The following is a 24,882-nucleotide window of genomic DNA, read 5'->3' on the forward strand; positions in this document are numbered from 1 at the left end:
TTTCCTCCTTGGGTGAGCCAGGAGAAATGCATTCGCCAGATTCTGCCATTTTTACTGCAAGCCATGTCCCGCAACTGTTGCAGATGGGGGTATGGCTTGAAATAAAAACACAGGCAGGAAAATTATAGGGGAGGAAAATCGATGATTTCCTGGGGAATGATAGGCACGGGAGATGTTACTGAGCAGAAAAGCGGTCCGGCATTTTATACATGTGAAGGTTCGGCCCTTTATGCTGTTTATAATCGGACCCACGGCAAAGCTCTTGACTATGCGAAAAGACACAAGGTCCCCGTTGTACATGAATCAATTGAGGCGCTGCTGTCAGATCCCAAAGTGGATGCTGTCTATGTGGCCACCCCTCCTGTCACCCATAAGGAGCTGGCACTGCAGGTGATTGCCAGCGGCAAGCCCCTCTGCCTTGAAAAACCGATGGCCATGAACCGGGGCGAATGCCGTGAAATCGTGGAGGCGGCTCAAAAAAGAAATGTCCCCGTCTATGTGACCTATTATCGGCGCAGCATGGAAAAATTTAAAAAGATTAAAGAGCTTCTTGACGGTGGAACAATCGGTAAAATCGGCTCTGTCCAGGTCACCCAGTATCAGCAACTTATCGCCGGGGCCCGTGAAGGGGATATTCCCTGGCGGGTCGAGCCGTCTGTTAGCGGCGGTGGTATTCTGGTGGATATGGGAAGTCATGTCTTTGATATTCTGGATTTTCTTGTTGGACCAATCGCCACAATTTCAGGCAAAGTAACCAACTATGGCGGGTACTATAAGGCTGAAGATAGCGCAGTCGCAGCTTTTGTGTTTGAAAACGGAGTGCTTGGGGCGGGGACCTTTAATTACAATACAGACAGATGGGTTGACCGGATCGAAATAGCGGGAGACAAGGGTCGGCTCATTTTCTCCTGTTTTGACAATGAACCGGTCGAAATCTTTGCAGGGGGAAGGGAGGAATTACTGCATTTCACCCCCCCTGAACCTGTCTACTCTCCATTTGTAAAAGATATGGTGGGCTGTCTTTTGAGTGGCGATGTGAAAGGATATGTCGAAACGGCCGTACGGCCAACGGAGCTTCTGGACCAGCTGCTGGCAACATATCATCAATAGGCAAGAGTCGGGGCACTCTTTTAGGGAAGAGAAACACCGGTCCAATATAAAATTTAATACAAATGAGTGTGTAATTATATGAAAGCTATAGAGATTTCAGATACCAGGAAAATCACCATCATCGACAAGGAGGCGCCGGTCATTACCGGCCCGCTGGACGTCATCGTCAAGATTGCTGCGGTGTCTATTTGTGGTACAGATATCCATACCTATACCAACACCCACCCTTTTGTAAAGCCGCCGGTCGTGGTCGGACACGAATGCAGCGGGGTCGTCGCTGCGGTTGGCGCTGAGGTGAGTTCGGTGCAGCCGGGTGACCGGGTTGTCATCGATCCGGTATTGGGCTGCGGGGAGTGCAGGCCATGTAAGGCAGGGCGAGCCAATGCCTGCGCCAAGGTGAGTTGCCGTGGGGTTCATGTCGAAGGGGCGATGCAGGAGTTTTTCAAGGTCCGTGAGCGGGATGTCTACAAGGTGCCCGACAGTCTCGAAGACCTTGTTCTTGGGGCAAGCGTCGAGCCCTTTGCAATCGGGGCCCAAGCTGTCTGGCGTGGCAATGTGAGCTCCGGGCAGACCATGGTTATCTTTGGTGCTGGCCCCATCGGGTTGACCACCATGTTTATGGCGATGAATCGCGGAGCCCGCTGCATCATGATTGATATGAAAGGTGATCGACTGGCTAACGCCAAGAGGCTTGGGGCATATGGAACGGTTTTGGCTTCTGCTGCTGATCTCAAAGAGCAGGTTCTGGCGCTCTCTGAAGAAGGCGGCCCCGATGTGACCTGTGATGCGGTGGGACACCCTTCCATAGTTGATCTTTGCGTGGAGCTTACGGCTCCTACTGGCACGGTCATTTTCCTTGGTATGGATGGCGGCCAGAATAACGTCACCGAGCTTTCTATCTTCCGTAAGGAGTTGACAATCGTTGGCAGCAGGATGAATTCGGCAATGTTTCCAACGGTTTTGCAATTAATTGAAAAAAGTCTCTTACCCCTTGACGCTATTTTGACCCATCGTTTTTCCGTGGAAGAAGCCGACAAGGCTTTCTCTATGGCGATCGACCAGCCCGAGGGCTTTACCAAGGCGGTTATAACTTTTTGAGGTTACATACGGAAGGTGAGCCCGCAGGTATGCCAATGAAGACCATGAATTACAAAGAATTACGGAGAAAGTAATGGACGTTAGACACCCTATCCACCCTGATCATGCCATGGTTCTGAGTTCGGAGGAATTGTGTGCACATTTTAAGATTGAAAAAGTCTTTGTCCCAGGAAAAATCTCTCTGACCTACAGTCATGTCGACCGAATTATTGTGGGTGGTATTTGCCCTCTGGGCGAGGCGCTTAGCTTTGATGAAGAGCTGGCGAAAAAAGTGGGAACCGGTTTTCTTCTGGAGCGCCGTGAGATCGGTCTGATTAATCTCGGTGGCCCCGGCCGGATTGAGGCTGCTGGTGAAACCTTTGTCCTTGAGAAACAACAGGCCGTCTACCTTGGTGCTGGTACCAGAGATGTCAGGTTCAGTTCAGAATCCATGGGAGACCCGGCAGCATTTTACCTGGCCTGCACCCCGGCCCACTGTTCTTATCCAAATCGGAAGATCCTCAAAGAAGAAGCGGTAACCGAGAGCCTGGGCGACCCTTCTCAGTGTAACTGCCGAACCATTTACAAGTATTTTCACCCGGATGTACTGCCGACCTGCCAGCTCAGTCTTGGGCTTACCAGGGTCGCTTCGGGCAGCAACTGGAATACCATGCCGACCCATACCCATGATCGCAGGATGGAGGTTTATTGCTATATAGAGATGGATGAGGATGCTGTGGTCTTTCACCTCATGGGCGAGCCGACCGAGACCCGTCATATTGTGATGCGCAACGGGCAGGCGGTCATCTCTCCGAGTTGGTCTATTCATTCAGGAGTGGGTACCAAACCCTATGCCTTTATCTGGGCCATGGCTGGAGAAAACCAGGTTTTTAGTGATATGGATTTTGTTGATATGAGAGATCTCCGATGAAAAATAATGAATGTACGGAAATTGAAAGCAGGTTATCGCAGTTAAAACTCGTTCCTGTCGTCAGTGTTCCTTCTGTTGATACCGGTCTGCGTCTTGCTGAAATCCTCATCCGCTGCGGTTTGCCGGTGGCTGAAGTAACCTTTAGAACGTCCTGTGCTGCAGAGGTTATTAAGGCAATGAAAAAGGAGTTCAGCGAGCTGCTTGTTTTAGCGGGGACTGTTCTTAGCACGGAACAGGCCGATATTGCTCAAGGTGCAGGGGCCGAGTGTATTGTAATTCCTGGGTTTCAAAAAGAAATCGTGGCCCATTGCCAGTTACGGGAAATCATGGTTTGCCCGGGTACGGCAACGCCCACTGAAGTTTTGCAGTGTATGACCATGGGCATAGAGACGGTGAAATTTTTTCCCGCTGAGGTCGCCGGTGGGGTCGGGATGCTGAAAGCCATGGAAGCGGTGTTTAGTGATGTGCGTTTTATGCCCACCGGAGGTATTAATCCTGGAAATATGAAAGATTACCTCAGACTGAACAACGTTTTTTGTTGTGGCGGTAGCTGGCTCGCCCCCGAAGCCATGATGGTGGAAGGGAACTGGACGGAGATAGAAAGGCGTATTGTTGCCGCTGTTTCAGACCTGCAGAGATGAGAAAAAAGGATGATTCGGCCGGCAGATAAATCAATGGGTTGTTGGCTCAACCAATACATATACAGGAGTAGAACATGGAACTTTCTTTAAAGGGAAAAACAGCTTTTGTTACAGGTGGAAACATTGGCATAGGCCGTGCTGTAAGTCTGGCCTTTGCAAAATGCGGGGCTGATGTTGCTCTTACTTATTACTCCCATAAGGAAGAAGGGGAGGCAACGGTTAAAGAAATTAAGGCAATGGGCCGCAACGCCTATGGTTTTCAACTCGATGCAACAGATGCAGATCAGGTAAAAACGGTGGTAGGTCAGGCGGCTGAACTGTTTGGCGGGCATATCGATATTCTTATGAATAATGCAGGTCATCTTGTCGCCCGTTCACCGATAGTCGATATGACAGATGAGCACTGGTTTAAAACTATCAATGTCAACCTGACCAGTACCTTTTTCTGTACCCGTGCAGTGCTGCCGTTTATGAATACCGGCTGGGGACGCATTGTTAATATGTCATCTCTTGCGGCCAGAAATGGTGGAGGGAACGGTGCTACCGCCTATGCTGCTTCAAAGGGTGCGGTCATTGCCTTTACCCGGGGCCTGTGTAAGGAGGTTGCAGACCAAGGTATTACCGTAAACGCCGTGGCTCCAGGGCTTATTCTGGAAACCCCTTTTCATGAAACATTCAACAGTGACGAGGGGATCAAAGGGGCTATTAACGCGACTCCACTGAAAAGGGGTGGGACTCCTGAAGATGTGGCAAATGCCGTACTGTATTTTGCAACGGATTTAGGCTCCTTTATTACCGGTGAAATCGTTGAAATAAATGGGGGAATGTATTTCGCCTAATACACATCCTGGCGATGTGGAGGAAGGTACAATCGCCAGTTGCAAGGTGTTTCAATAAGTAACCAGAAAGGAGGAGAGATACCGACGTAAGATTAGGACGTTAGACTTGTTTGAAGAATGACCAGGATGGGTGTTGGAAAAGGGGAGGATATTTCTTTCCGGCACCTTAACGAAAATGCATGTATCAAACATGCCTTTAATGGAGGATGGTATTCATGAATTGTCTAAAGAAATTTGCTCTTTCAGCTATGACTGTGGCACTTATTGCCGGTTTTTCAGTGTCTGTTCAGGCTAAGGAATGGCGGGGATGGAACATTCATGTTGCGGGATACCCAAATACCGTAGCTATGGATAAATTTGCCGAATTATTGAAAGAAAAATCCGGCGGTAAAATGACTCTGAAGATGTACCACTCAGGTACTCTTGGCAGTCAACCCGATGCCATTGAGCAGCTCCGTATTGGCGGGCTGGAAATCGCCAACTTTAACATGGGGCCGATCGGTCCGATTGTTCCCGAAGCAAATGTCGTATCTCTCCCATTTATTTTTAAAAGTGCCGATCATATGTGGCGCGTTCTCGATGGAGAGGCCGGTAAAATGATCAACGACGGACTTGAGAAAAAAGGTATGATTTCTCTTGCCTGGTTTGATGCTGGATCAAGGTCTTTCTATAACACCAAAAAGCCGATTGAGACCCCTGCTGATGTGGTTGGTATGAAGGTGAGAGTCATGAGCAATGATCTCTATTCCGGCATGATTAAAGCGCTTGGTGGAAATCCTTCCCCGATGGCCTTTTCAGAAGTGTATCAGTCACTGAAAACAGGTGTTGTCGATGGTGCTGAAAATAACTGGCCATCCTATGAGTCAACCGGTCACTATGAAGTGGCTCGTTTTCACTCCGATTCCCAACATCTCATTATTCCCGAGATTCTCGCAATTAATGCAGGTGTCTACAATGCTCTGTCTGACGAGGACAAAAAGATTGTGAAAGAAGCGGCTGTCGAAGCTGCCGCTCTGCAGCATGAACTCTGGAAAGAAAGAGAAAAGGCAAGCCAGGAAAAGGCATTGGCTGCAGGTGTTAAAGTCAATGATATTCCTGACAAAAGTGCATTCCAGGCCGCAATGGTTCCTGTCTATGATAAATATCTTGCGGACAACCCAACACTCAAACCTCTCGTCGAGTTAATTCAAAAAACCGATTGATGTGTATTTCCCGTTTCCCATGAATTTTATGGGAAACGGTTTTTTTCAGTAATTTCATTGTGTCTTTTAGAGGTGGCTGCCGGCTGGAATCTTTTATTGGATTTGTCGGTGGTTACGCGACGGTCGCAGGATTGCCTGCGACTGGAAAAAACTATCAGGTATTGCGAATGTCCATTGAAAATGCAGAAAGTAGCAGATCTGTCTATGATAAATTCTTAGATTTCCTCTGCTATCTCAATACGGTGGTTACGGGGGTTGGTCTTGTGGTCTTGACCGCTATTTTTGGCTGGCTGGTCTTTGGCCGTTATGTGCTTAACGCTACTCCAACCTGGGTCGAGCAAGTCGCATTGCTTCTTATGGTGTATATAGGATTTTTGGGTGCTTCAACGGGGGTACATAAACAGACACATCTGGGAGTTTCCGTTTTTAAAGAGTTGAGTCCAAAACCGATACGGCGCCTGTTTGAACTGCTGTCGCACCTGCTCATGGGGGCGTTTGCTCTGGTTATGACTGTTTACGGGTATCAGCTGACTGTTTTTAAGTGGTCCGCAGAGATTCCTCTTCTCAATATTTCCGAGGGGTATCGGGCACTGCCGATTATGCTGAGTGGAATCTTTATTTTTCTCTACTCTATTGGTCACCTTATCCATTTTTTTACGGATAAGAACACAGAACTTTCTGATTCCATATAGAAAAAAATTCCACAAACCTCAGCGAAAATAAGTTTTCTCCCGGTAATATTTTACGACAACGATAACAACAATAACCAAGCACTTCATAATAACCAAGCACTTCATACATAGGAGAGTTTAAGGTAATGGGTCTGTTCATTTTATTGTTTATATTTGCACTATGTGTAGTGATTGGGATGCCTGTGGCCTTTGCCCTTGGAGTTGCCGCCGTATCGGCTTTTTTCTATGAAGGGCTGCCTATGATGATAGCCTTTCAACGGATTATTTCGGGCATCAGTATTTTTGCACTTATGGCGATACCATTTTTTATCTTTGCCGGTGAATTGATGTTTCATGGTGGAATTGCAATGCGTCTGGTTCGCTTTGCCTCTTCTGCGGTCGGCTCAATGCGCGGCGGTCTGGGGATCGTCAACGTTTTCTCTTCAATGCTGTTTGGCGGTATCTCGGGTTCTGCAATCGCCGATATCTCAGCACTTGGCTCCATTCTCATTCCGGTGATGAAGGAGAAGGGGTATGACGATGATTATGCCGTGAACGTGACGGTGACCTCCTCTCTTGCGGGTATTATTATTCCACCAAGTCATAATATGATTTTATATGCTGTGGCTGCAGGGAGTGGTCTGTCCATCTCAAAATTATTTCTGGCAGGTTTTGTCCCCGGGGTGTTGATGTGTCTCTGTCTGGCTACTGTGGCCTATCTGGTCGCTGTCAAACGGGGATATACTTCTGAAATATTCCCAGGGTTTATTGTACTGTTCCAGCATTTTATCTTTGCCCTCCCCGGGCTGATGACGGCTGTCATCATCGTCGGTGGAGTGTTGAGTGGTATTTTTACGGTGACGGAATCGGGAGCCTTTGGAACGATCTACGCGTTTATTGTCACGATCGTTGTCTACCGGGCGCTCACCTGGGAAAAGTTTAAAACAGCTGTTGTCAATTCTGTACGAACGACAGCAATGGTGATGATACTCATTGCCTGTACCGGAGCCTTTGCCTATCTGCTCACCTATTATCAGGTACCCACAAAAATGTCCGAATTTTTACTGGGGATTTCGGATAACCCAGTAATTATTTTATTGATGATTAACTTGATGCTGTTACTGCTCGGGATGATTATGGATATGGCGGCGCTTATTTTGATCTGTACCCCGATTTTTCTGCCCATCGCCATTTCCATTGGTTTAGATCCTTACCAGTTTGGCATGATCCTGCTCATTAATCTTGGTCTTGGTCTTTGCACGCCACCGGTTGGTTCCTGTCTTTTTGTCGGCTGTGCGGTCGGTGGGGTTAAGATTGAGGATGCGGTAAGGACGATCTGGCCGTTTTATATTGCCATTCTGGTTGCTTTGATGCTGGTTTGTTTTATTCCGGCAATTTCACTTACTCTACCAAATCTTCTTGGTTGAGAAAGGTAGCTTACTAATTGGAGAAAAAGGTGCAATGATTCGAGGAAGAGGAAATCCGCAAAAGGCAATTACAGACAACGATATTAAAGAAATAGTAGTGTCAGGAACCCCTGAAGAACTGTATACAGATCGTCGCGTTCTGGTACTGACCCCTGACACCACCCGAACCTGTCCGTTACCTCTCATGGTTGGTCTATTACAGGATATTATTGGTTCAAAGGCGAGCTGTCTGGATTTCATGGTGGCCCTTGGTACCCACCAGCCACTTGCCGAAGAGCGGATTCTGCAACTCTATGGGATTTCCTCTGAGGCGAGACAAAGCACCTTCGCCAAAACAAAATTCTTCAACCACCGCTGGGACCTGGACGATACTTTTCGCCGGGTGGGCTATCTGACAGAAGAAGATACCAGAGAGCTATCTGGTGGACGTCTTGAAGAGAAGGTCCCCGTTGATATTAACAAAACCATTTTTGACTACGATCAGATCCTGATTCTCGGCCCCGTCTTTCCCCACGAAGTGGTCGGCTATTCCGGGGGGGCGAAGTATCTTTTTCCGGGTATTTCAGGTGGAGAGTTTCTCCATTTCTTCCATTGGCTGGGGGCTGTTGTTACCTGTCCCGGTACCATTGGGATCAAACATACCCCGGTCCGCGAGGTCATCAACCGGGCCATGAAGCTCATTGATGTGCCCGTGCACTGTATCTCCATGGTAGTGAAATCCAGTGAAGAGCTCTACGGTATTTATGTGGGCGATTATCTTGAGTCCTGGGAGAATGCCGCTAATCTCTCTGAGCAGATCCATGTGGTATTTAAGGAAAAACCATTTGACACGGTCCTTGGCGTTTGTCCAGAGATGTACAATGAACTCTGGACCGGCGGCAAGGTAATGTATAAACTCGAGCAGGTTGTGGCACCCGGTGGCAAGCTCATTATCTACGCACCTCATATCACGGAGGTTTCCCGTACCTGGGGAACGTATATGGATAAAATTGGTTACCATACCGTCGACTATTTTCTCAGCCAGCCGGAGAAGTTTACCGATATCCCCCGCGGCGTGCTCGCCCATTCCACCCATGTACGGGGAATCGGCAGGATGGAGGGCAAGATAGAAAAACCTCGCATTGAGGTGATCCTTGCATCTTCTCTTAGTGAAGAAGAGTGCCATAAAATCAATCTTGGCTATATGGATTGGCGTGAAATTGATTTGGAAAGCTATAAAAACCGTGAAGATGAGGGCGTTCTCTTTGTGGATCATGCCGGAGAAGTACTGCACAGAGTGAAAGCCAAGACAGAAGCGGAGTAGGGATATGGAACCATTTCTCTCAGAGAATTTTTTATTACAGACAGAAACCGCCAGGCGCTTGTATCATGACTATGCCAAGGATCTGCCTGTTTTTGATTACCACTGTCATCTGCCGGTGGCAGAAATTTCCGGCAACATAAATTTTACCAATCTCACCCGGATTTGGCTGCAGGGTGATCATTATAAATGGCGGGCCATGCGGGCCAACGGCATTGATGAAGAGCTGATTACCGGCAGTGCTGCAGACGAAGAAAAGTTTCTCGCCTGGGCGGCAACTGTGCCGAAAACCCTGCGTAATCCACTGTACCACTGGACCCATCTTGAATTAAAGAGAACTTTTGGCATTGAAGGGCTGCTGCTGGGCCCGGAGACTGCAACAGAAGTGTATCACCGGTGCAACGAGATGCTTGCCATGCCTGAGCTGAGTACCTGTGGTCTTTTGCAGAAGATGCGGGTTCGTGTGCTGTGTACAACTGATGATCCCATTGACAGCCTTGAACATCACCAGAAAATCCGTACGGACAATAGCTGCGCGGCAAAGGTACTTCCGGCTTTTCGCCCGGACAGGGCGATGGCCGTGGAGGATCCTGGAGCGTATAATGGCTACCTTGACCTTTTAGGTAAGGCCGCGGATGTTTCTATTTCGACCTATGATGATCTGCTGACGGCACTCAAACTTCGCCATGACTATTTCCATGATAACGGCTGCAGGCTCTCAGACCACGGGCTTGAACAGCCCTATTTCGAAGAATTCACTGGAAATAGGGTTGACGAAATCTTCTTTAAAATACGCAGTGGCCAGATGCTGGAAACTCTGGAGACCACGCAGTTTAAGTCCTCCATCCTCCTTGATCTTGCCCGTATGGACGCCGAAAAAAACTGGACCCAGCAGTTTCATTTCGGGGCGCTGCGCAACACAAACAGCGGAGCCCTGAAAAGGCTGGGACCTGATACGGGCTATGACTCCATCGGAGATTTTGAGATCGGTCGGCCTCTTGCCCGTTTTTTCAATGTCCTTGCCACTGAGAATACGCTTGCAAAAACAATCGTCTATAATCTGAATCCCCGTGATAATGAGTTGCTGGCGACCATGATTGGGAATTACCAGGATGGCTCGATTCCCGGCAAAATGCAGTTTGGTTCCGGCTGGTGGTTTAATGACCAGAAAGACGGGATGGAGCGGCAGATAAACGCACTTTCCAATATGGGGCTATTGAGTCGTTTTGTCGGGATGTTGACCGACTCCCGCAGTTTTCTCTCCTATCCCCGCCATGAGTATTTTCGCAGGATTCTCTGTAACCTTTTTGGCAAAGATGTGGAAAATGGAGAGCTTCCAGGCGATATGGACCTGCTGGGCAGCACCATTGCCGATATCTGCTACCATAATGCGGTGCAATATTTTGGACTGCCTGGGGTGGAGGAGTAGTGGCCATGGTGATTGTTCTCATGGGCCCCATGGGCTGTGGCAAGACGACGATTGGGCGCTTACTCGGACAGAAAACCGGCTGGGAGTTTGCCGATGCCGATGATTATCATCCCCAGGCCAATAAAGAGAAGATGGGACAGGGGATTCCCTTAGACGATCATGACCGCAAGCCATGGCTGGAGACCCTCGGCAGGCTTATTCAGGACCATGTCAGAGAAAAAAAAGATCTTGTCCTTGCCTGTTCTGCTCTGAAAAAAAGCTACCGGGTCCTGCTCGGTATAGATGAAAAAACTGTATACAGCGTATTTTTGAAAGGTTCCTTTGCCCTGCTCCAGGAGCGTATTCAGTCAAGGTCCCACGAATATATGCCTTCAGCTCTTCTCCAGAGTCAGCTCGACACCCTGGAAACCCCAGAAAATGGTCTCGTTGTAGATATCTCTGCTTCACCAGATGAGATCTGTCAGAAAATTATTGAAAAACTTATTTCATAGAATACAGGAACATCAGATGAAAAAATTGTCAAATATAGCTGTAGCCGGACTTGCCGTTATGGGCGAAAACCTTGTACTGAATATGGAGAGCAAAGGGTTTTCCGTCTCCGTTTTCAATAGGACAACCGCAAAGGTGGATGATTTTATAGCGGGCCGGGGTAAGGGGAAAAATATTCAGGGATGTCATACAGTAAAAGAACTGGTTGCATCCCTTGAGAGGCCACGCAAGGTAATGATGATGTTAAAAGCGGGGGAGGTGGTGGATGGTTTCATCGAACAGCTGCTTCCCTATCTTGAAGAGGGTGATATCATCATCGATGGAGGTAACTCCAACTATCAGGATACCGAGCGCAGATATGCCTACCTGAAAGAAAAGGGCCTTCTCTTTATCGGGACTGGAGTCTCAGGAGGAGAAGAAGGGGCACTCAAAGGGCCTTCGATTATGCCTGGAGGCTCTGAAGAAGCGTGGAAGCATCTTGAACCTGTACTGGTTCCGATCTCAGCCAGGGTCAGTGACGGGACCTATTGCTGCAGCTGGATGGGCAAGGGCGGTGCCGGGCATTTTGTCAAGATGGTGCACAACGGTATCGAATATGGAGACATGCAGCTTATCTGTGAGGCCTATCAGATCATGAAGGACGTGCTGCGTATGTCTGTTGATGAGATGCATGAGGTTTTTGTCCGCTGGAATGAAGGTATTCTGAGCAGCTATCTCATAGAGATCACAAGTGATATCATGGCCTATAAAGATGAAAAAATGGTTCCCATGATTGATAATATTCTCGACACTGCAGGACAAAAAGGCACCGGAAAGTGGACTGTCAATGGCGCTCTTGATGTTGGAATTCCGCTGTCTCTTATCAGTGAATCGGTATTTGCCCGTTGTCTTTCCGCCCAGAAAGAAGAAAGGGTTGCTGCCTCAAAAATCCTGGGCGGGCCTCAAAAGACCTTCAATGGAGACAAGGTCCAGTTGGTCGGTGATCTGGAAAAAGCTCTTTATCTTGCCAAGGTTGTTTCGTACACCCAAGGTTTTACCCTTATGCGTGAGGCCTCTCTTGAACGCGGCTGGAATCTGAATTTTGGTGAAATTGCCAGAATCTGGCGGGGCGGCTGCATTATTCGCTCGTCATTTCTTGATAAGATCACAGAGGCCTACAGAACAGAGCCCGGTCTTACCAATCTGTTGCTGGCACCATATTTTACCGCCCAGGTCGATGAGACTCAGCAGAGCCTGCGCAATGTTCTTGCCACGGCAATTGAATACGGTGTTCCGGCTCCCTGTCACGCAAGTGCTTTGAATTATTATGACGGGTACAGAAGTGCAAGACTCCCCGCCAATTTACTCCAGGCACAGCGGGATTATTTTGGTGCTCATACCTATGAGCGGATTGATCGGCCAAGAGGTGATTTTTTTCATACCAACTGGACGGGAAAAGGGGGCAATACGACGTCCACCGCTTATGTTAAATAATGGCGGCAGGTGAGAAAACGGTGGGAATGGTAGAGCAGGTGTCATTGAAACAGCCGTATCTGGAATGTTTCTGGGCCATAGCTGTTTCATAGTTTTCAGAGGGCTCGTGGACGGCAACCAGCAAAGTCAAACCCCTAAATATCATAACATATCAGGCATTGTACTGTAGAGAGAAGTGGTACAGTGGAGGAGACGCCGTGAAAATTGCAAAGTATTCCTTTGGTACAGGTGATCGTTTTGGCCATCAGGGTAAGGCCCAACTCGCCGCTGTGGTAAAAGCTAAAGGTTTGGGGCTTGACCTTGCCATTGTCTGGAATAAATCCCACCGGGAGCACACCATTATTGGTACAGGTCAGCAGGCGTTGCGGGTAGAGGCGGACAGTGCGGTAAAAGCCTTGGGCTATAAAGGCCAGTACCTGGTGGACGCGGACCATATCGGCCTTGGTACTGTGGATTTTTTCATGGAATGCAGTGATTTCTTCACCCTTGATGTCGCAGATTTTATAGGGAAACCGGCAAATGCTGAGAGTCTTGCCGCATTTAAGGAGAAAATGAGCACCTTTATCGGCAGCCTGGAGATACCGGGGATTGCGCGTCCCCTTACAATCACCTCTGAACTCATTGATCGTGCTGCGAAAAAATATCTTTATGCAGCCCAGGAGGCGGCAAAAATCTATCGCCATATCCTGGAAAAAAAGAAGGGGAGGGAGTTTGTAACAGAGGTGTCCATGGACGAAACCGCAGAGCCGCAGAGCCCTGTAGAGATGCTTTTTATCCTTGCAGCACTTGCAGAGGAAAAGGTTCCCCTGCAGACGATTGCTCCAAAGTTTTCCGGTCGCTTTAATAAAGGGGTCGATTACATTGGGGATGTTGAGCAGTTTGCCCGGGAATTTGAAGAAGATCTGTGCGTCATCAAATATGCAGTCAAACATTTCGGCCTGCCAGAAGACCTGAAGTTGAGTATTCATTCGGGAAGTGACAAATTCACCATCTACGCTCCTATACGGAAACTTATTCGCAAGCACGATGCAGGCATCCACGTGAAAACCGCCGGTACCACATGGCTTGAAGAACTGATTGGCCTTGCTGAAGCAGGAGGTGAGGGGCTTGCCATCGCCAAGCAGGTGTACGGTGCATCCTATCAGCGCTTTGATGAACTCTGCACCCCATACCTCTCGGTGATTGATATTAATCGTCAGGCCTTGCCGACTCCTGATACCGTGAACGGCTGGACAAGTGAGCAATATGTCAATGCCCTGCGCCACGATCAATCCTGTCCGGAATACGATGTGAATGTACGTCAGCTTCTCCATGTCGGCTACAAGGTGGCTGCAGAAATGGGTGAGACCTATTTAGCTGCCCTTGTGGCCAATGAAGAGATTGTGGCCAAAAATGTATGTGAGAATCTTTTTGATCGGCACCTTGTCCCCCTGTTTCTGGATAAGGGAGATAACAAAAAAGAGAGGTCGTGATGGTAGAAAGAGCAATACGTTTTGGTGTGGCAGGTCCCGGGTCCATAGGCCATTCACACTGTCAGGCTATCCAGGAGGCCTCCGGAGCGGAGCTGGTGGCTGTTTTGGGTCGGGATACAGAGAAGACGAAAGGGTTTGCCTTCACCTATGGTATTATGCCATACACTGACCTTGATCAGTTTTTAACTGCAGCAAGGCTTGATGCGCTCACAATCGCCACCCCTTCAGGGGCGCATTTGGAGATTGCTGTAAAGGCCGCGCAGAGAGGGATCCATGTTCTCTGCGAAAAGCCTATAGAAACGACATCTACAAAGTCGAGTGCAATGATCAAGGCCTGCCGGGAGGCAGGAGTCCAACTTGGAGTATTTTTCCAGGCCCGCTTTGATCCCTGTACAATACTTGCAAAACAGGCAATAGAAGATGGGCGTCTCGGGAAGATCCTTCTCGCCAGTTGTCAGATGCGCTGGGCACGTGATCAGGCCTATTACGATTCGGCTCCCTGGCGAGGGACCTGGGAGCTTGATGGTGGGGGCTGCCTGATGAACCAGGGGATTCATAGCATTGATCTGTTGCTCCACCTTGCAGGAGACGCGCTTGCCGTCTCTGCCTTTCAAGGCCCACTCACCCATCAGCGAATCGAGGTCGAAGATAACCTCTGCGCTACGGTCCGTTTCGCAAATGGCGCCATTGGAACAATTGAAACCTCAACGTCCTGCAATCCCGGTCTTCCCCGGCGGGTTGAAATTTCCGGTGAAAAAGGGACCATTTGTATTGAAGATAACCGTATTGTTCGCTGGCAGTTTGCAGAGACACTACCGGAAGATACCGAGATAAGGCGCAGGTACACAGCAGCTTCAGATAGTGCTGGTGGGGCGTCAGATCCAAAGGCTATTGGTCTATCCGGTCACCGGCAGGTTGTAGAGGATTTTGTCACGAGCATCCAGACAGCGACTGCCCCCTGCGTCAGCGGGGAAGAAGGAAAAAGATCAGTGGATTTTATCTGTTCTGTGTATGAATCGATGCGTCAGGGGGGGCTCGTTGTAAACATCCCTAGGCGGAGTTGACAAGACAGAGAACGATTCAGATCAAAGCTAGAAAAATATATTTATCACAAAGGAGATATTGTCATGGCAGATGGAGTAAAACCCCAAATAGGATTCATCGGTTTAGGTCTCATGGGTTCAGCAATGGTGCAGCGTCTACAGGATCTGGGTTATGACCTCACCGTGGTGGCCCATCGCAATCGAGCCCCTATTGAAAAAGCGGTTTCCAGAGGTGCAAAAGAAGTGAAGACACCGGCAGAAGTGGCTAAAAACAGTGAGATTATCATGCTCTGTGTCGACACCAGTGCGGCTGTCGAGGCGGTGATGCGTGGGGAAAACGGTGTTCTGGAAGGACTGCAGGCAGGAAGTGTTGTTATCGATTTTGGCACCTCGATTCCGGCAGGTACAAGGGCACTGGCCGCCGAATGCGAGAAAAAGGGAGCCACTATGCTCGACGCTCCACTTGGTCGTACCCCCGCCCAGGCGGTAGATGGCCTGCTCAATATTATGACGGCTGGAAAAACGGAAGACTTTGAGCGGGTAAAGCCGGTGCTGGAGGATCTGGGGGAAAATGTTTTCCATGTAGGTCCCATCGGTGCCGGTCATACTCTCAAGCTCATTAATAATTTCTTTGGTATGACCATGGCCTGTGCCATGTCTGAGGCCTTTGCAATGGCCGATCTTGCGGGACTGGACCGGGGGACTTTATACAATGTTATGTCAGCAGGACCACTCAAGTCCGGGATGATGGAGTTTATTAAAATTGGTGCCGTGGATAAAAAGCCGGAAAATATGGCCTTTTCCATTGCCAACGCAGGTAAAGACGTCGGCTATTATTCAAAGATGGCGGATGACTTTGGTGTACCCAGCCTGATGTCACCATCGGTCAAAAGTACTCTGGGTCTTGCCAAGGCCTCAGGCTATGGCGAGAAAATGGTCCCCGAAATGGTGGACTTCATCGCTGATATTTTTAAAAAAGACTAAACGGGAGTGGTCGCAAAAAAACATGGTAGTCACTCAATAGTGGCTGCCTGTTTTATGATTCAGGCCGTTGGGGTCGGATGTTTTGTCACATACGGGGTCTTTTTTAACTCCCTGATGGAAGAGCTCCACTGGTCGAGAGCTGTTATTTCCGGTGCGTCATCCTCCGCCTATTTTTTGAGCGGTCTGTTTGCCATTCTGGTTGGTCGTCTCAGCGATATTTACGGCTCGAGAAAGTTGATGGGCGGGGCTGCACTCTTTTTTGGTGCGGGTTTCATCCTGATGTCGCAGGTACAGGAGATCTGGCAACTGTATCTGTTTTACGGACTGATCTTTGGTATAGGTCTCAGTGCGGTTGATGTTATTGCCCTGACAACCACAGCCAGATGGTTTTCTGTTTCCCGGGGCTTTATGACGGGAATTGTCAAAGTGGGCACCGGTGCCGGGCAATTTTTACTCCCTTTTCTGGCGAGTATTCTGATCGCTTCCTATGGCTGGCGTCAGGCTTATGTCCTTCTCGGGGCCGGGGCTCTGGTTTTTCTTTTTGCCCTTGCACAGTGGCTTCAAATTGAGCCTGATCGGAGTTGTCAGTCCCAGCCTGCAATAGTTTCCAGGTCTCTGGATGGGCCTCCTGCAGCCATAAGTTTAACGGCCAGACAGGCCGTTCGTTCTTCCCAGATGTGGCTTCTCTGCGGCTCGTATCTGCTCCTGGTATTTTGTCTGCTGATTATTTTGGTACATATTGTCCCCCATGCCTCAGATATTGGTCTTTCGCCAAAGACGGCTGCAGGGGTACTTTCCACCATCGGAGCGGTCAGTATGATAGGTCGATTTATAAGTGGTATTGCCATTGACCGCATTGGCAGTAAGGCGATTTTAGTTGCCAGTATCCTCATTCTTATTTCTGCGCTATTGTGGTTAAGAATTGCCGATTGCCAGTGGATGCTCTACCTGTTTGCCTCTGTTTATGGTCTCGCTCACGGTAGTTTCTTTACGGCTATTTCACCCATGGTGGCTGAAATTTTTGGTATAGCAGCCCACGGGGCTATCTTCGGTATTGTCGTGTTTGCTGGAACCACGGGAGGAGCAATCGGTCCGGTGATCGCAGGAAAAATATTCGATGTATCTGGAAGCTACGCCCCTGTCTTTATCATGATCACTGTCGCAGCCTGTATCAGCTTGGGGCTGACCCTGTTCCTTAAACCCGCAAGACTGGTGCAGAACTGAACGAAGGTGCCTGATCTGCTGGATTGAGGTGTTTTTGAAAAAAGAGTCTTTCCTCTTTAAACCCAATGATAATAAAGGAGAAAATGTAATGGGTGTTATAAAACAAGCAGAAGTGGCAAAGGAAGAAATTGGTATAAAACGGCACAGGTATCTGACCCATACAGACAACCTTATGATGGTGGTGATTGATTTTGAGGATGGGCCAACCGATGAACCGGATCCACCCCACAGCCATCCCCATGAACAGGTTTCCTATGTTGCAAGCGGTGAGGTCCTGTTTTTCCTCGATGGAGTCCCTACAAAACTCATCCCTGGTGATATGTTCACCGTGCCACCTGATGTCCCTCATTCTGTGCAACTGCTGACAGCTTCGGTGAGATTGGTCGACACCTTTACTCCACTAAGAGAAGATTTTATGTCTGCTTGATTGTTTTTACGGGCATTGTTGTTCAAGGCCAACACCACTCTATGGTGTTGGCCTGTGAGGCTGTCCGAGAATACCTTTTCCCCTAAATTTTCATTAAAGCCGGAAAAAATTGTCTCAGAATATCCATATATGCCTCCACCAATTTTGCCTTGATTTGAGAGGAAATCACTATTTTGGGACAACCACCCAGGGTATTCAGCCAACATTGTACTTTGCTGGTCATTTAACGTGCGTCTTTGGGCTTTAATGATCGGTGATGGCAAAGTCAAGAAAAAGCCCCTCTCTTGTTTTATCTCCAATTTTTTCACCACTTTCCCGCAAATTCTTGGCCTATCTCCTTGTGAAATAAAAAATCCTGGCGCATAATACAAAAGATAACAGTTGATTGAAGCATATAAATCCATCTCAGAGGGAGGGGGGAGTATGGGGGGAGATTGTTCACGCTTGTTACTGGCGCAATGGAAAGTGGTAATTTCTGTTGGTTGTATTGTTTTTTTATTTATCGCGGGTCAACAGACGGTGCTTGGTGCCGGTTATCAGATACCGAATCAGTCCACACGGGCTGTTGGGATTGCGGGGGCGACCATTGCCTTTGGTGAAGGGCCTGATGTTTCCTATTATAATCCGGCAAATATGAGTTTCTTAGATGATGTCGGAATGCTTGAAACCAGCATGACCCTGTTGAATCTGCCTTCCGTTGAGTATACGGATAACCGCAGTCCTCTGCTGAATGGGTCTTCGGAGACGGAGATGTTTTATTTGCCGATCGCCCATTTCACCTCGACAGATTACCATAATTTTCGTTTTGGTTTTTCTCTCATCTATCCCTATGGTCTGGCAAAACGCTGGGAACAACCCTATCCGGCCGCCACCGCAGGAGAGTTTTCCCTTGATGTGATTGAATTTAACCCCACTTTTTCCTACAAAATTGCTGAGACCTTCAGCTTAGGTGGTGGTGTGCGTTTTATTTACGCCGATGGTGAGGTGAGCAACGGGGCTTCGGGGCTGAGCCGGGACCAGGATGGAGACGATACCCAGGTGGGTTATAATCTGGCGGCGACCTTTCGCCCAGTAAAAAACTGGCGACTGGCGGCCACCTACAGGTCTGAGGTTAACCTGAATCTTGAAGGGGATGCAACTCTTCTTGCGTCGGTGGACGGAATGCAGGCTTTTGCCTACACGGGCTCAGGTGATCTGGACGTCACCTTGCCTGCAGTTTTCAGCCTGGCAACTTCATACACAATCAGGATGTTTACCCTTGAGGTGGCATGGAACAGGACATTCTGGTCTGCTGTGGAAAATTTCGATTTTCAATACGACCAGTCATTTTTAGGGACACCTTTTGACGGTTTTGACCGGCCGCTTGCTAAAAACTGGGATGACAGTGATGCTCTGCGCTTTGGCTTGACCTGGCAGATTCTTGATTCCCTGGAGGCAACCCTTGGGTTCGCCATCGATGAGACACCGGTCGGTGAACAAAACCTCGGCTTTGAGTTGCCGGACTCTGACTCGTACATGTATTCCGCAGGGATTCGATACGATTTTACCGAGCGCTTCGGTCTGGGTATCTCTTATATGTACCATCACACGACAACCCGGTCGGTTTCAAATGATGCTGTTGCCGGCATACCGGGCATCGACGGGAAATTCAAAGAGGGTGGCGCCCATGCCCTCAACATAGGGGCAGTCTGGAGGTTTTAACGGTGGAATTGTACACCGGATAGGTTTCCCCTTTTCAGGTTGCCTGAGTCACTGCACGCATACTCAATGCATATCATACCAGAGCGACACAGCGGCTGAAGCTTCTCGCCTCTCTCCATGTCAATAACAACAAATGTAATGAGCAAAAAGGTGAAGATTATGCACAACGGAAGTTCAGAATTTGACCTTGATAGCAGACAGACACTACTGGAAAAAGCCACTCTCTACAGTAAACCCTGTTCTTTTAGGACGGGAGAGTTGATTATGTCTCCGGTGGAAGGGGGCAAGGCCTTCTACTATGTGGGGAAAGGTTCTGTGGAGGTGAGTTATAAGGATCAGAATGATACCAGGATTACGGTGGCACTGATCGGCGAAGGAGAGTTTTTTGGTGAGATCGGATTCTTTGATGGTGAGAGCCGTGTTCGTGATATCAAGGCCAATAGTGATGTGGAAGTCGGTATTTTTGACCAGACAACCATGGACACTATGCAAAAGCAGGACCCACGGCTTTATATGGATTTTCTGGTCTATATGACCCGGAAGATCTGTAGGAAATTCAGACGCATTGCCGGAGAACGCGAGCCGGTTCACAGTTATGCGGATTCTCTTGCAACCAGACGCTCGGTACGATATAGCGACTCAAAGCCATTACCTCCCAGTCTTATACATTCAAAAGGCTGGCATTTTATCAGCTCCAGGATGGAAAAGTGTAAGGCGGGGCTTTTTGATATTTCCCATCAGTTACAGCAAAAAGAAGCCCGAGGGGAACGTGATGAACCACTGGAGCGCCAGTGTATTAATCTGGTCGTGGAATTGAACGGCTCCCTTGGGGATTTCCAACAGGCAATGCAGGGCAGTGGCTATGAAGAAGTGATGTGGGGCTATGTCTTTAAAGAGTTCTATCCCTATCTCATGAGGAGTCAATTTGCAGAACGTGCTTACTTTAAACCTAAAGGCTATGCGGGTGACTTTCTCATGATGGAACATATCTACGCCAATATCCCGAAGGGAGAAGGGCGGCTGGGGGAACTGATTGACATCTTCTGCCTGGAACGCCCCGGTTCTCTGGCTATTCATGGCAGAAGACAACTCATTAAACAAGAGTTAAGCCGGATCAGTGACGAACTCCACCAGCGTGGGGAAAAGACAAGAATCATGAACCTTGCCTGCGGCCCAAACAGAGAGCTTTTTGATTTTCTGGAGCAATGCGAGCATACCGAGTCTGTAGAAGCTCTCTGTGTGGATATTGATGCCGAGGCTCTCCGCTATACCAATCAGTATGTCAATGTTTTCCCCCATATGGCCTCCATTCGGCTCATGAGTGAGAATGTTATCAAATGGTCCCTTGGCAGGGTTTCCCATGAGATGGGGGAAATGGATATCATCTATTCTGCCGGGCTGTGTGATTATCTTGATATCAGATTATTTCGGGCCCTGGTCACTCAGTGCTACAAGCATCTCAGACCGGGAGGCTCGCTTCTGCTGGGAAATTTCACCGCCTACCCCGATTCACTGTTTCTTGATAAGATTCTCAAGTGGGAACTTATTTACCGCAATGCAGAGGATTTAAAAGAAATATTCGCCCCCACACCCTTTGGCGAAAATGTGACGATTCTGGCAGAAAAAGAAAATGTGAATCTTTTTGCACTTGCGACCAAGGTATGAAAATTCTGACAGCAGAAACCACGATGCGTCCAACCATCACAACTGATTTTAAGGAACTTTTTTATCAGCGGACACTGATCTGCCTCTGGCTTGCGGTGGTGTTTTTCTCTCTGTTTGCGCTTCTGGACTTTTTTTACAGCAGAGAAAATTTTGGCCTGTTTTTCATGTATCGCTTGGTTTATGTGGTTACAGTCATCGGTTTTATAAATCTCCTCTCTCTACCGTCCTGTAAAAAGTACGCGCCCCACCTGATCTATGCCGCAATGGTACTGGGCGGTTTTGCAATTTCTCTTATGACTGTCCGTCTTGGAGGGTTTTATTCTGGCTACTACGTCGGAATATTACTGATGATCGCAGGAACTCTTTCTGTCCTGCCGCTGCGAGTACCTCAAGTCATATTCATTGGAATGTCCATGTATATGATTTACGTGTTAACGGTACTCTTTGGCACACAGGATATGAATGCAGTCCATTTAACCTCAATGCTGAATAATAGCTTCTTTTTCATCGCCCTTATCGGAATCACCGCTGTACAGAGTTATGATGACTTTGAAAACCTCATCAAATCTGTTCGGGCCACCAAGAGCCTGCGGGCCATTCGCAGTGAGCTGACCACCTTTACCGGTGGCCTTGAAAACCTGGTGCAGAAAAGATTGCACGATCTTGAAGAAACCGATTTGAAATACCGTGATCTCTACAATTCAATAGAAGATCTGATTGTCCTGATCGATGCAAAGGGAGTCATCCACAAAATAAACCAGCACAGTGAGGTGCTTTTAGGATACAAACCGGAGCAGGTCGAGGGGAGGAAAATTGCGGATTTTGTCTATGAGGAGAGCGGGGAGGATGGCAAACTGGCCGAGGTCCTGGAAGGGCTTGTCAGTGATAAAAAAATTGAAGGGGCTCAGCTGCAGATTCAAAACAGTGGCGGCCACATCCTGGATACTGAATTAAGAGCCAACAGGGTAACCATTGAAGGTAAGAATTATTTTCAGCTGGTTATCCGTGATATTTCCGTGACCAAGGCTATGGAAATGCAGCTGCTCGATTCCGAGCGGCTGGTGGATACCTCTCGTCAGGCTGCGATTTTTGGACTGGCGCGGCTTGCTGAGTGTCGAGATGACGAGACCGGAGCCCACCTTAAACGAATCCGTTTATATACCGGTATTCTTATAAAAGAGCTGGCGAGGCTCCCTGAACTTTCCGAAACCATATCCGATAATTTTACTGAAAGCCTGTTACGTTCTTCAGTCCTCCACGATATCGGCAAGGTCGGTATTCCCGATGCAATTCTTCTCAAACCGGGGAGATTGACGAAAAGAGAGTTTGACGAAATGAAACTCCATTGCCGCCTGGGAAGTGATATTCTGGCAGGGGCTGAACAGGATGGAGAAAATGTTTCTTTTCTCAGACTGGCAAAAGAAATAGCCCTCAATCACCATGAGCGCTGGGACGGCAAGGGTTATCCGAGTGGTATTGCAGGGGATGAGATTCCATTTGCCGCCCGGGTGGTGTCGCTGGCCGATGTTTATGACGCCCTGACCTCTACGAGAGTCTACAAGGCAGCCTATAACCATAAAGAGGCGAAAGAGTTGATCCTCAAAGAGAGAGGGGGGCAATTCGACCCAACTGTGGTTGATGCTTTTCTTCGCTGCGAACTCAATTTTAAAGAGAGCAGAATACAGACACTGCTCTACGAAACATAATAGTGCCTGTTTACCATGGAAGATTATAGAAAAGAACTCCAGCAGCTGCACCACAAAAGGATAAATTATATCCTCCTTTGTGGCGCTGTGATGATGCTTCTCTTTTCGTTTCTCGATTATTTTACCGTCCCCGATCTCTACTATAAATTCCTCGGGTATCGTTTTGGGGTTGTGGTTATCTGTCTGCTTCTTTTCCTGGTGAATTCAGCCGACAAAGAATGCAGATATCCATTGTGGATCGGTTTCAGCGCTTTTTCCTCTGTGATTGTTGTTATTCTCATCATGATTCATCAGATTGGTGGTGCATTTTCGCCGTACTATGTCGGCCTGATTGTAGCCCTTGCCCTTTATGTGACCCTGGCCCCGCTCACTCTCAGTCAGGCCTTGGCTATGGGAGGGCTCCTGGTCTGCAGCTATCTTCTGACCATAGTTTCTTCGCATTCTATCTCATCGCCATACATTCTCGATTTTTTTAACAACCTGTTTTTTATGGTCTGTTTTATCCTGATCGTCGCAACCCAGAGCTGGGCAGATACCGAGGTGAGAAAAAGTGAGTACCTGTTACGAAAAGAAGAAAAATATGCCAACGGCGAGCTGTCACGTCATGCAGAAATGCTTGAAATGGAAGTAAAGAAGAGAACGGTTGAGCAGGACCTGTTGGAGGAGAGATACAGACAGTTATTCAATCAACTCGCAGATGATGTCGTGGTCGTGACCCCGGCTGGCAGGGTCGTGCAGTCTAACAGGAGATTTGAAGAACACTTCTGCCCTGGGAAGTCGGTGACGGAGATGTCTTTTGCCGATATTGTTCTGGAGCATGACTGGCTTTTCTTTGAAAAGGTGCTGGCCCAGATGGTTGCAACCGGAACCTGGCTGTCTGATAAAAAAATGACACTTGTTCGAAAAAACGGGAGCTTACTTGAGGTGGAGGTGAACGGCAATGTGTTGATGCGGGATGGAACAGCCAAAGGTATTTTACTGATCATGCGGGATTTAACCGTCCGAAAAAAACTGGAGGCCCAGTTAAAAGAATCTCTTGAAAAGAAAAAGAAAACTGAAACCTCAGCGATTCTGGTTCTGGCAAAACTTTCTGAATTCAGAGATGTCACCCCCCACAACCATCTTGAGCGGGTCCGCGAGTATTGCAGGCTTTTGGCCGAAGAATTAAGCCACTCAGCAAACATGCAGGATATAATTACCCCCAGATATATCGAAGATATTTATCACGCCTCCATTCTTCATGATATAGGTAAGGTCGCAATCCCGGACGAGTATATGGCAGGTGACGCGCCACTGGTTGAATATGAACGGGATATGATCCGCAGACATACTCTTATCGGAGGTGATGTTATCCGGGAGATGGAAGAAGAAAGTCAGGGAAGCGGATTTTTATCCATGGCCAAGCATATTGCCTATTTTCATCACGAACGCTGGGATGGTACTGGCTATCCATATGGCTTGTCTAGGAGAGAAATACCTCTTGCCGCAAGGATCATGGCCGTCGCGGATGCCTATGAAGAGTTGACGACCGTGCCTGCAAAAGATACGACCAACCAGTGCGATAAGGCGGTTGAATATATTGTTCAAAACAAAGGCACTCGCTTTGATCCCATGGTCGTTGAGAGTTTTCTTGTCGTGCAGGTCAGGTTTGAACGCGTCCTCGTCGCTTTTCCACAATAACCATTGGTACTGCCAAGCTATTGTGGCTTATCCCTCAGCTGTCTGAGCTGCTGTAGACTTTATTCAACAGGCGTCTCTTTTTTTCTCCGGTGACCAGGTTTTGCGAGGATCTCCAGATAAAAGGAGTCGAGCTGCTGCTGATCGATTTTATCTATGTATTTATTGGTTTCCGCCAGATGGATTTTTATCGCTTCTTCTGCGGTAGGACCAAATTTACAGTCAAAATCCCAAAAATCGACACCCGGTGGCAGGGTCTTTCTCCGCTCTCTTTTCACATACTTTTTGATCTCATGTTTTATGGCCTCAATCAGCCGGGGCCTCTTGATCTTGGGGTGGGTCAAGATAAATGTTTTTCTCATGCTTTCCTCATGTAAATAATAGCCTGTCACCA

General features: G+C 48.2%; 22 protein-coding genes. 21 read left to right on the forward strand and 1 reads right to left on the reverse strand.

Features of this window, described 5'->3' with window-relative positions:
- Positions 1 to 141: 141 nt before the first annotated feature.
- The 21 genes from FCL48_RS19090 (at position 142) to FCL48_RS19190 (ending at position 24,491) form a co-directional block, all read left to right on the forward strand.
- On the forward strand, positions 142 to 1,110 hold the full coding sequence (locus FCL48_RS19090; protein WP_136874611.1) for a Gfo/Idh/MocA family protein: 969 nt from the start codon (positions 142 to 144) through the stop codon (positions 1,108 to 1,110).
- Between the two features lie 78 nt (positions 1,111 to 1,188).
- A complete protein-coding gene (locus tag FCL48_RS19095; RefSeq protein ID WP_136874613.1) occupies positions 1,189 to 2,208 on the forward strand; it encodes an alcohol dehydrogenase catalytic domain-containing protein in 1,020 nt (339 codons plus the stop codon).
- A 73-nt stretch (positions 2,209 to 2,281) separates the two neighbouring features.
- Positions 2,282 to 3,118, forward strand: coding sequence for a 5-dehydro-4-deoxy-D-glucuronate isomerase (kduI, locus tag FCL48_RS19100; protein WP_136874615.1), 837 nt, complete (start codon positions 2,282 to 2,284; stop codon positions 3,116 to 3,118).
- Positions 3,115 to 3,759 carry a bifunctional 4-hydroxy-2-oxoglutarate aldolase/2-dehydro-3-deoxy-phosphogluconate aldolase gene (eda, locus tag FCL48_RS19105; protein WP_136874617.1) on the forward strand — a complete coding sequence of 215 codons (645 nt, stop codon included), beginning with the start codon at positions 3,115 to 3,117 and terminating at the stop codon, positions 3,757 to 3,759. Before kduI ends, eda begins: the two co-directional genes overlap by 4 nt.
- Positions 3,760 to 3,833: 74 nt before the next feature.
- Positions 3,834 to 4,598 carry an SDR family NAD(P)-dependent oxidoreductase gene (locus FCL48_RS19110; protein ID WP_136874619.1) on the forward strand — a complete coding sequence of 255 codons (765 nt, stop codon included), beginning with the start codon at positions 3,834 to 3,836 and terminating at the stop codon, positions 4,596 to 4,598.
- Between the two features lie 215 nt (positions 4,599 to 4,813).
- Positions 4,814 to 5,800 carry a TRAP transporter substrate-binding protein gene (locus tag FCL48_RS19115; RefSeq protein WP_205747769.1) on the forward strand — a complete coding sequence of 329 codons (987 nt, stop codon included), beginning with the start codon at positions 4,814 to 4,816 and terminating at the stop codon, positions 5,798 to 5,800.
- Between the two features lie 59 nt (positions 5,801 to 5,859).
- Entirely contained in the window at positions 5,860 to 6,492 is a 633-nt protein-coding gene (locus FCL48_RS19120; protein WP_205747770.1) for a TRAP transporter small permease, read from the forward strand.
- Between the two features lie 125 nt (positions 6,493 to 6,617).
- Complete coding sequence (locus tag FCL48_RS19125) at positions 6,618 to 7,898, forward strand: TRAP transporter large permease (protein ID WP_136874623.1); 1,281 nt, start codon at positions 6,618 to 6,620, stop codon at positions 7,896 to 7,898.
- A gap of 34 nt (positions 7,899 to 7,932) precedes the next feature.
- Positions 7,933 to 9,201 (forward strand): lactate racemase domain-containing protein, encoded by a 1,269-nt coding sequence (locus FCL48_RS19130; RefSeq protein WP_136874625.1) that lies wholly within the window; start codon positions 7,933 to 7,935, stop codon positions 9,199 to 9,201.
- 4 nt (positions 9,202 to 9,205) lie between these two features.
- On the forward strand, positions 9,206 to 10,627 hold the full coding sequence (gene uxaC, locus FCL48_RS19135) for a glucuronate isomerase (protein ID WP_136874627.1): 1,422 nt from the start codon (positions 9,206 to 9,208) through the stop codon (positions 10,625 to 10,627).
- Positions 10,628 to 10,632: 5 nt separating this feature from the next.
- Positions 10,633 to 11,118, forward strand: coding sequence for a gluconokinase (locus FCL48_RS19140; RefSeq protein ID WP_205747771.1), 486 nt, complete (start codon positions 10,633 to 10,635; stop codon positions 11,116 to 11,118).
- Between the two features lie 16 nt (positions 11,119 to 11,134).
- Positions 11,135 to 12,589 carry a decarboxylating NADP(+)-dependent phosphogluconate dehydrogenase gene (gene gnd / locus FCL48_RS19145; RefSeq protein WP_136874629.1) on the forward strand — a complete coding sequence of 485 codons (1,455 nt, stop codon included), beginning with the start codon at positions 11,135 to 11,137 and terminating at the stop codon, positions 12,587 to 12,589.
- Positions 12,590 to 12,786: 197 nt separating this feature from the next.
- Positions 12,787 to 14,061 (forward strand): tagaturonate epimerase family protein, encoded by a 1,275-nt coding sequence (locus FCL48_RS19150; RefSeq protein ID WP_136874631.1) that lies wholly within the window; start codon positions 12,787 to 12,789, stop codon positions 14,059 to 14,061.
- Entirely contained in the window at positions 14,061 to 15,125 is a 1,065-nt protein-coding gene (locus tag FCL48_RS19155) for a Gfo/Idh/MocA family protein (RefSeq protein WP_240744892.1), read from the forward strand. Before FCL48_RS19150 ends, FCL48_RS19155 begins: the two co-directional genes overlap by 1 nt.
- Positions 15,126 to 15,188: 63 nt before the next feature.
- Positions 15,189 to 16,088, forward strand: a complete 900-nt coding sequence (locus FCL48_RS19160; RefSeq protein ID WP_136874635.1) for an NAD(P)-dependent oxidoreductase — start codon at positions 15,189 to 15,191, stop codon at positions 16,086 to 16,088.
- 6 nt (positions 16,089 to 16,094) lie between these two features.
- Positions 16,095 to 17,312, forward strand: coding sequence for an MFS transporter (locus FCL48_RS19165; RefSeq protein ID WP_136874637.1), 1,218 nt, complete (start codon positions 16,095 to 16,097; stop codon positions 17,310 to 17,312).
- An 88-nt stretch (positions 17,313 to 17,400) separates the two neighbouring features.
- Complete coding sequence (locus FCL48_RS19170) at positions 17,401 to 17,739, forward strand: cupin domain-containing protein (protein ID WP_136874639.1); 339 nt, start codon at positions 17,401 to 17,403, stop codon at positions 17,737 to 17,739.
- Positions 17,740 to 18,162: 423 nt separating this feature from the next.
- Complete coding sequence (locus tag FCL48_RS19175) at positions 18,163 to 19,440, forward strand: OmpP1/FadL family transporter (RefSeq protein ID WP_136874641.1); 1,278 nt, start codon at positions 18,163 to 18,165, stop codon at positions 19,438 to 19,440.
- A gap of 159 nt (positions 19,441 to 19,599) precedes the next feature.
- Positions 19,600 to 21,105 carry a cyclic nucleotide-binding domain-containing protein gene (locus tag FCL48_RS19180; RefSeq protein WP_169309286.1) on the forward strand — a complete coding sequence of 502 codons (1,506 nt, stop codon included), beginning with the start codon at positions 19,600 to 19,602 and terminating at the stop codon, positions 21,103 to 21,105.
- The gene (locus tag FCL48_RS19185; RefSeq protein ID WP_136874645.1) at positions 21,102 to 22,811 is read left to right on the forward strand and encodes an HD-GYP domain-containing protein; all 1,710 of its coding nucleotides are present in this window, start codon (positions 21,102 to 21,104) and stop codon (positions 22,809 to 22,811) included. Before FCL48_RS19180 ends, FCL48_RS19185 begins: the two co-directional genes overlap by 4 nt.
- 15 nt (positions 22,812 to 22,826) lie before the next feature.
- Positions 22,827 to 24,491, forward strand: coding sequence for an HD domain-containing phosphohydrolase (locus FCL48_RS19190; protein ID WP_136874647.1), 1,665 nt, complete (start codon positions 22,827 to 22,829; stop codon positions 24,489 to 24,491).
- 59 nt (positions 24,492 to 24,550) lie between these two features.
- Here FCL48_RS19190 and FCL48_RS19195 read toward each other — a convergent pair whose 3' ends face one another.
- Entirely contained in the window at positions 24,551 to 24,850 is a 300-nt protein-coding gene (locus FCL48_RS19195; protein ID WP_136874649.1) for a DUF6172 family protein, read from the reverse strand.
- Positions 24,851 to 24,882: the final 32 nt, after the last annotated feature.

This window comes from Desulforhopalus sp. IMCC35007 (genome assembly GCF_005116575.1).
In the GTDB taxonomy this organism is placed as follows: Bacteria; Desulfobacterota; Desulfobulbia; order Desulfobulbales; family Desulfocapsaceae; genus Desulforhopalus_A.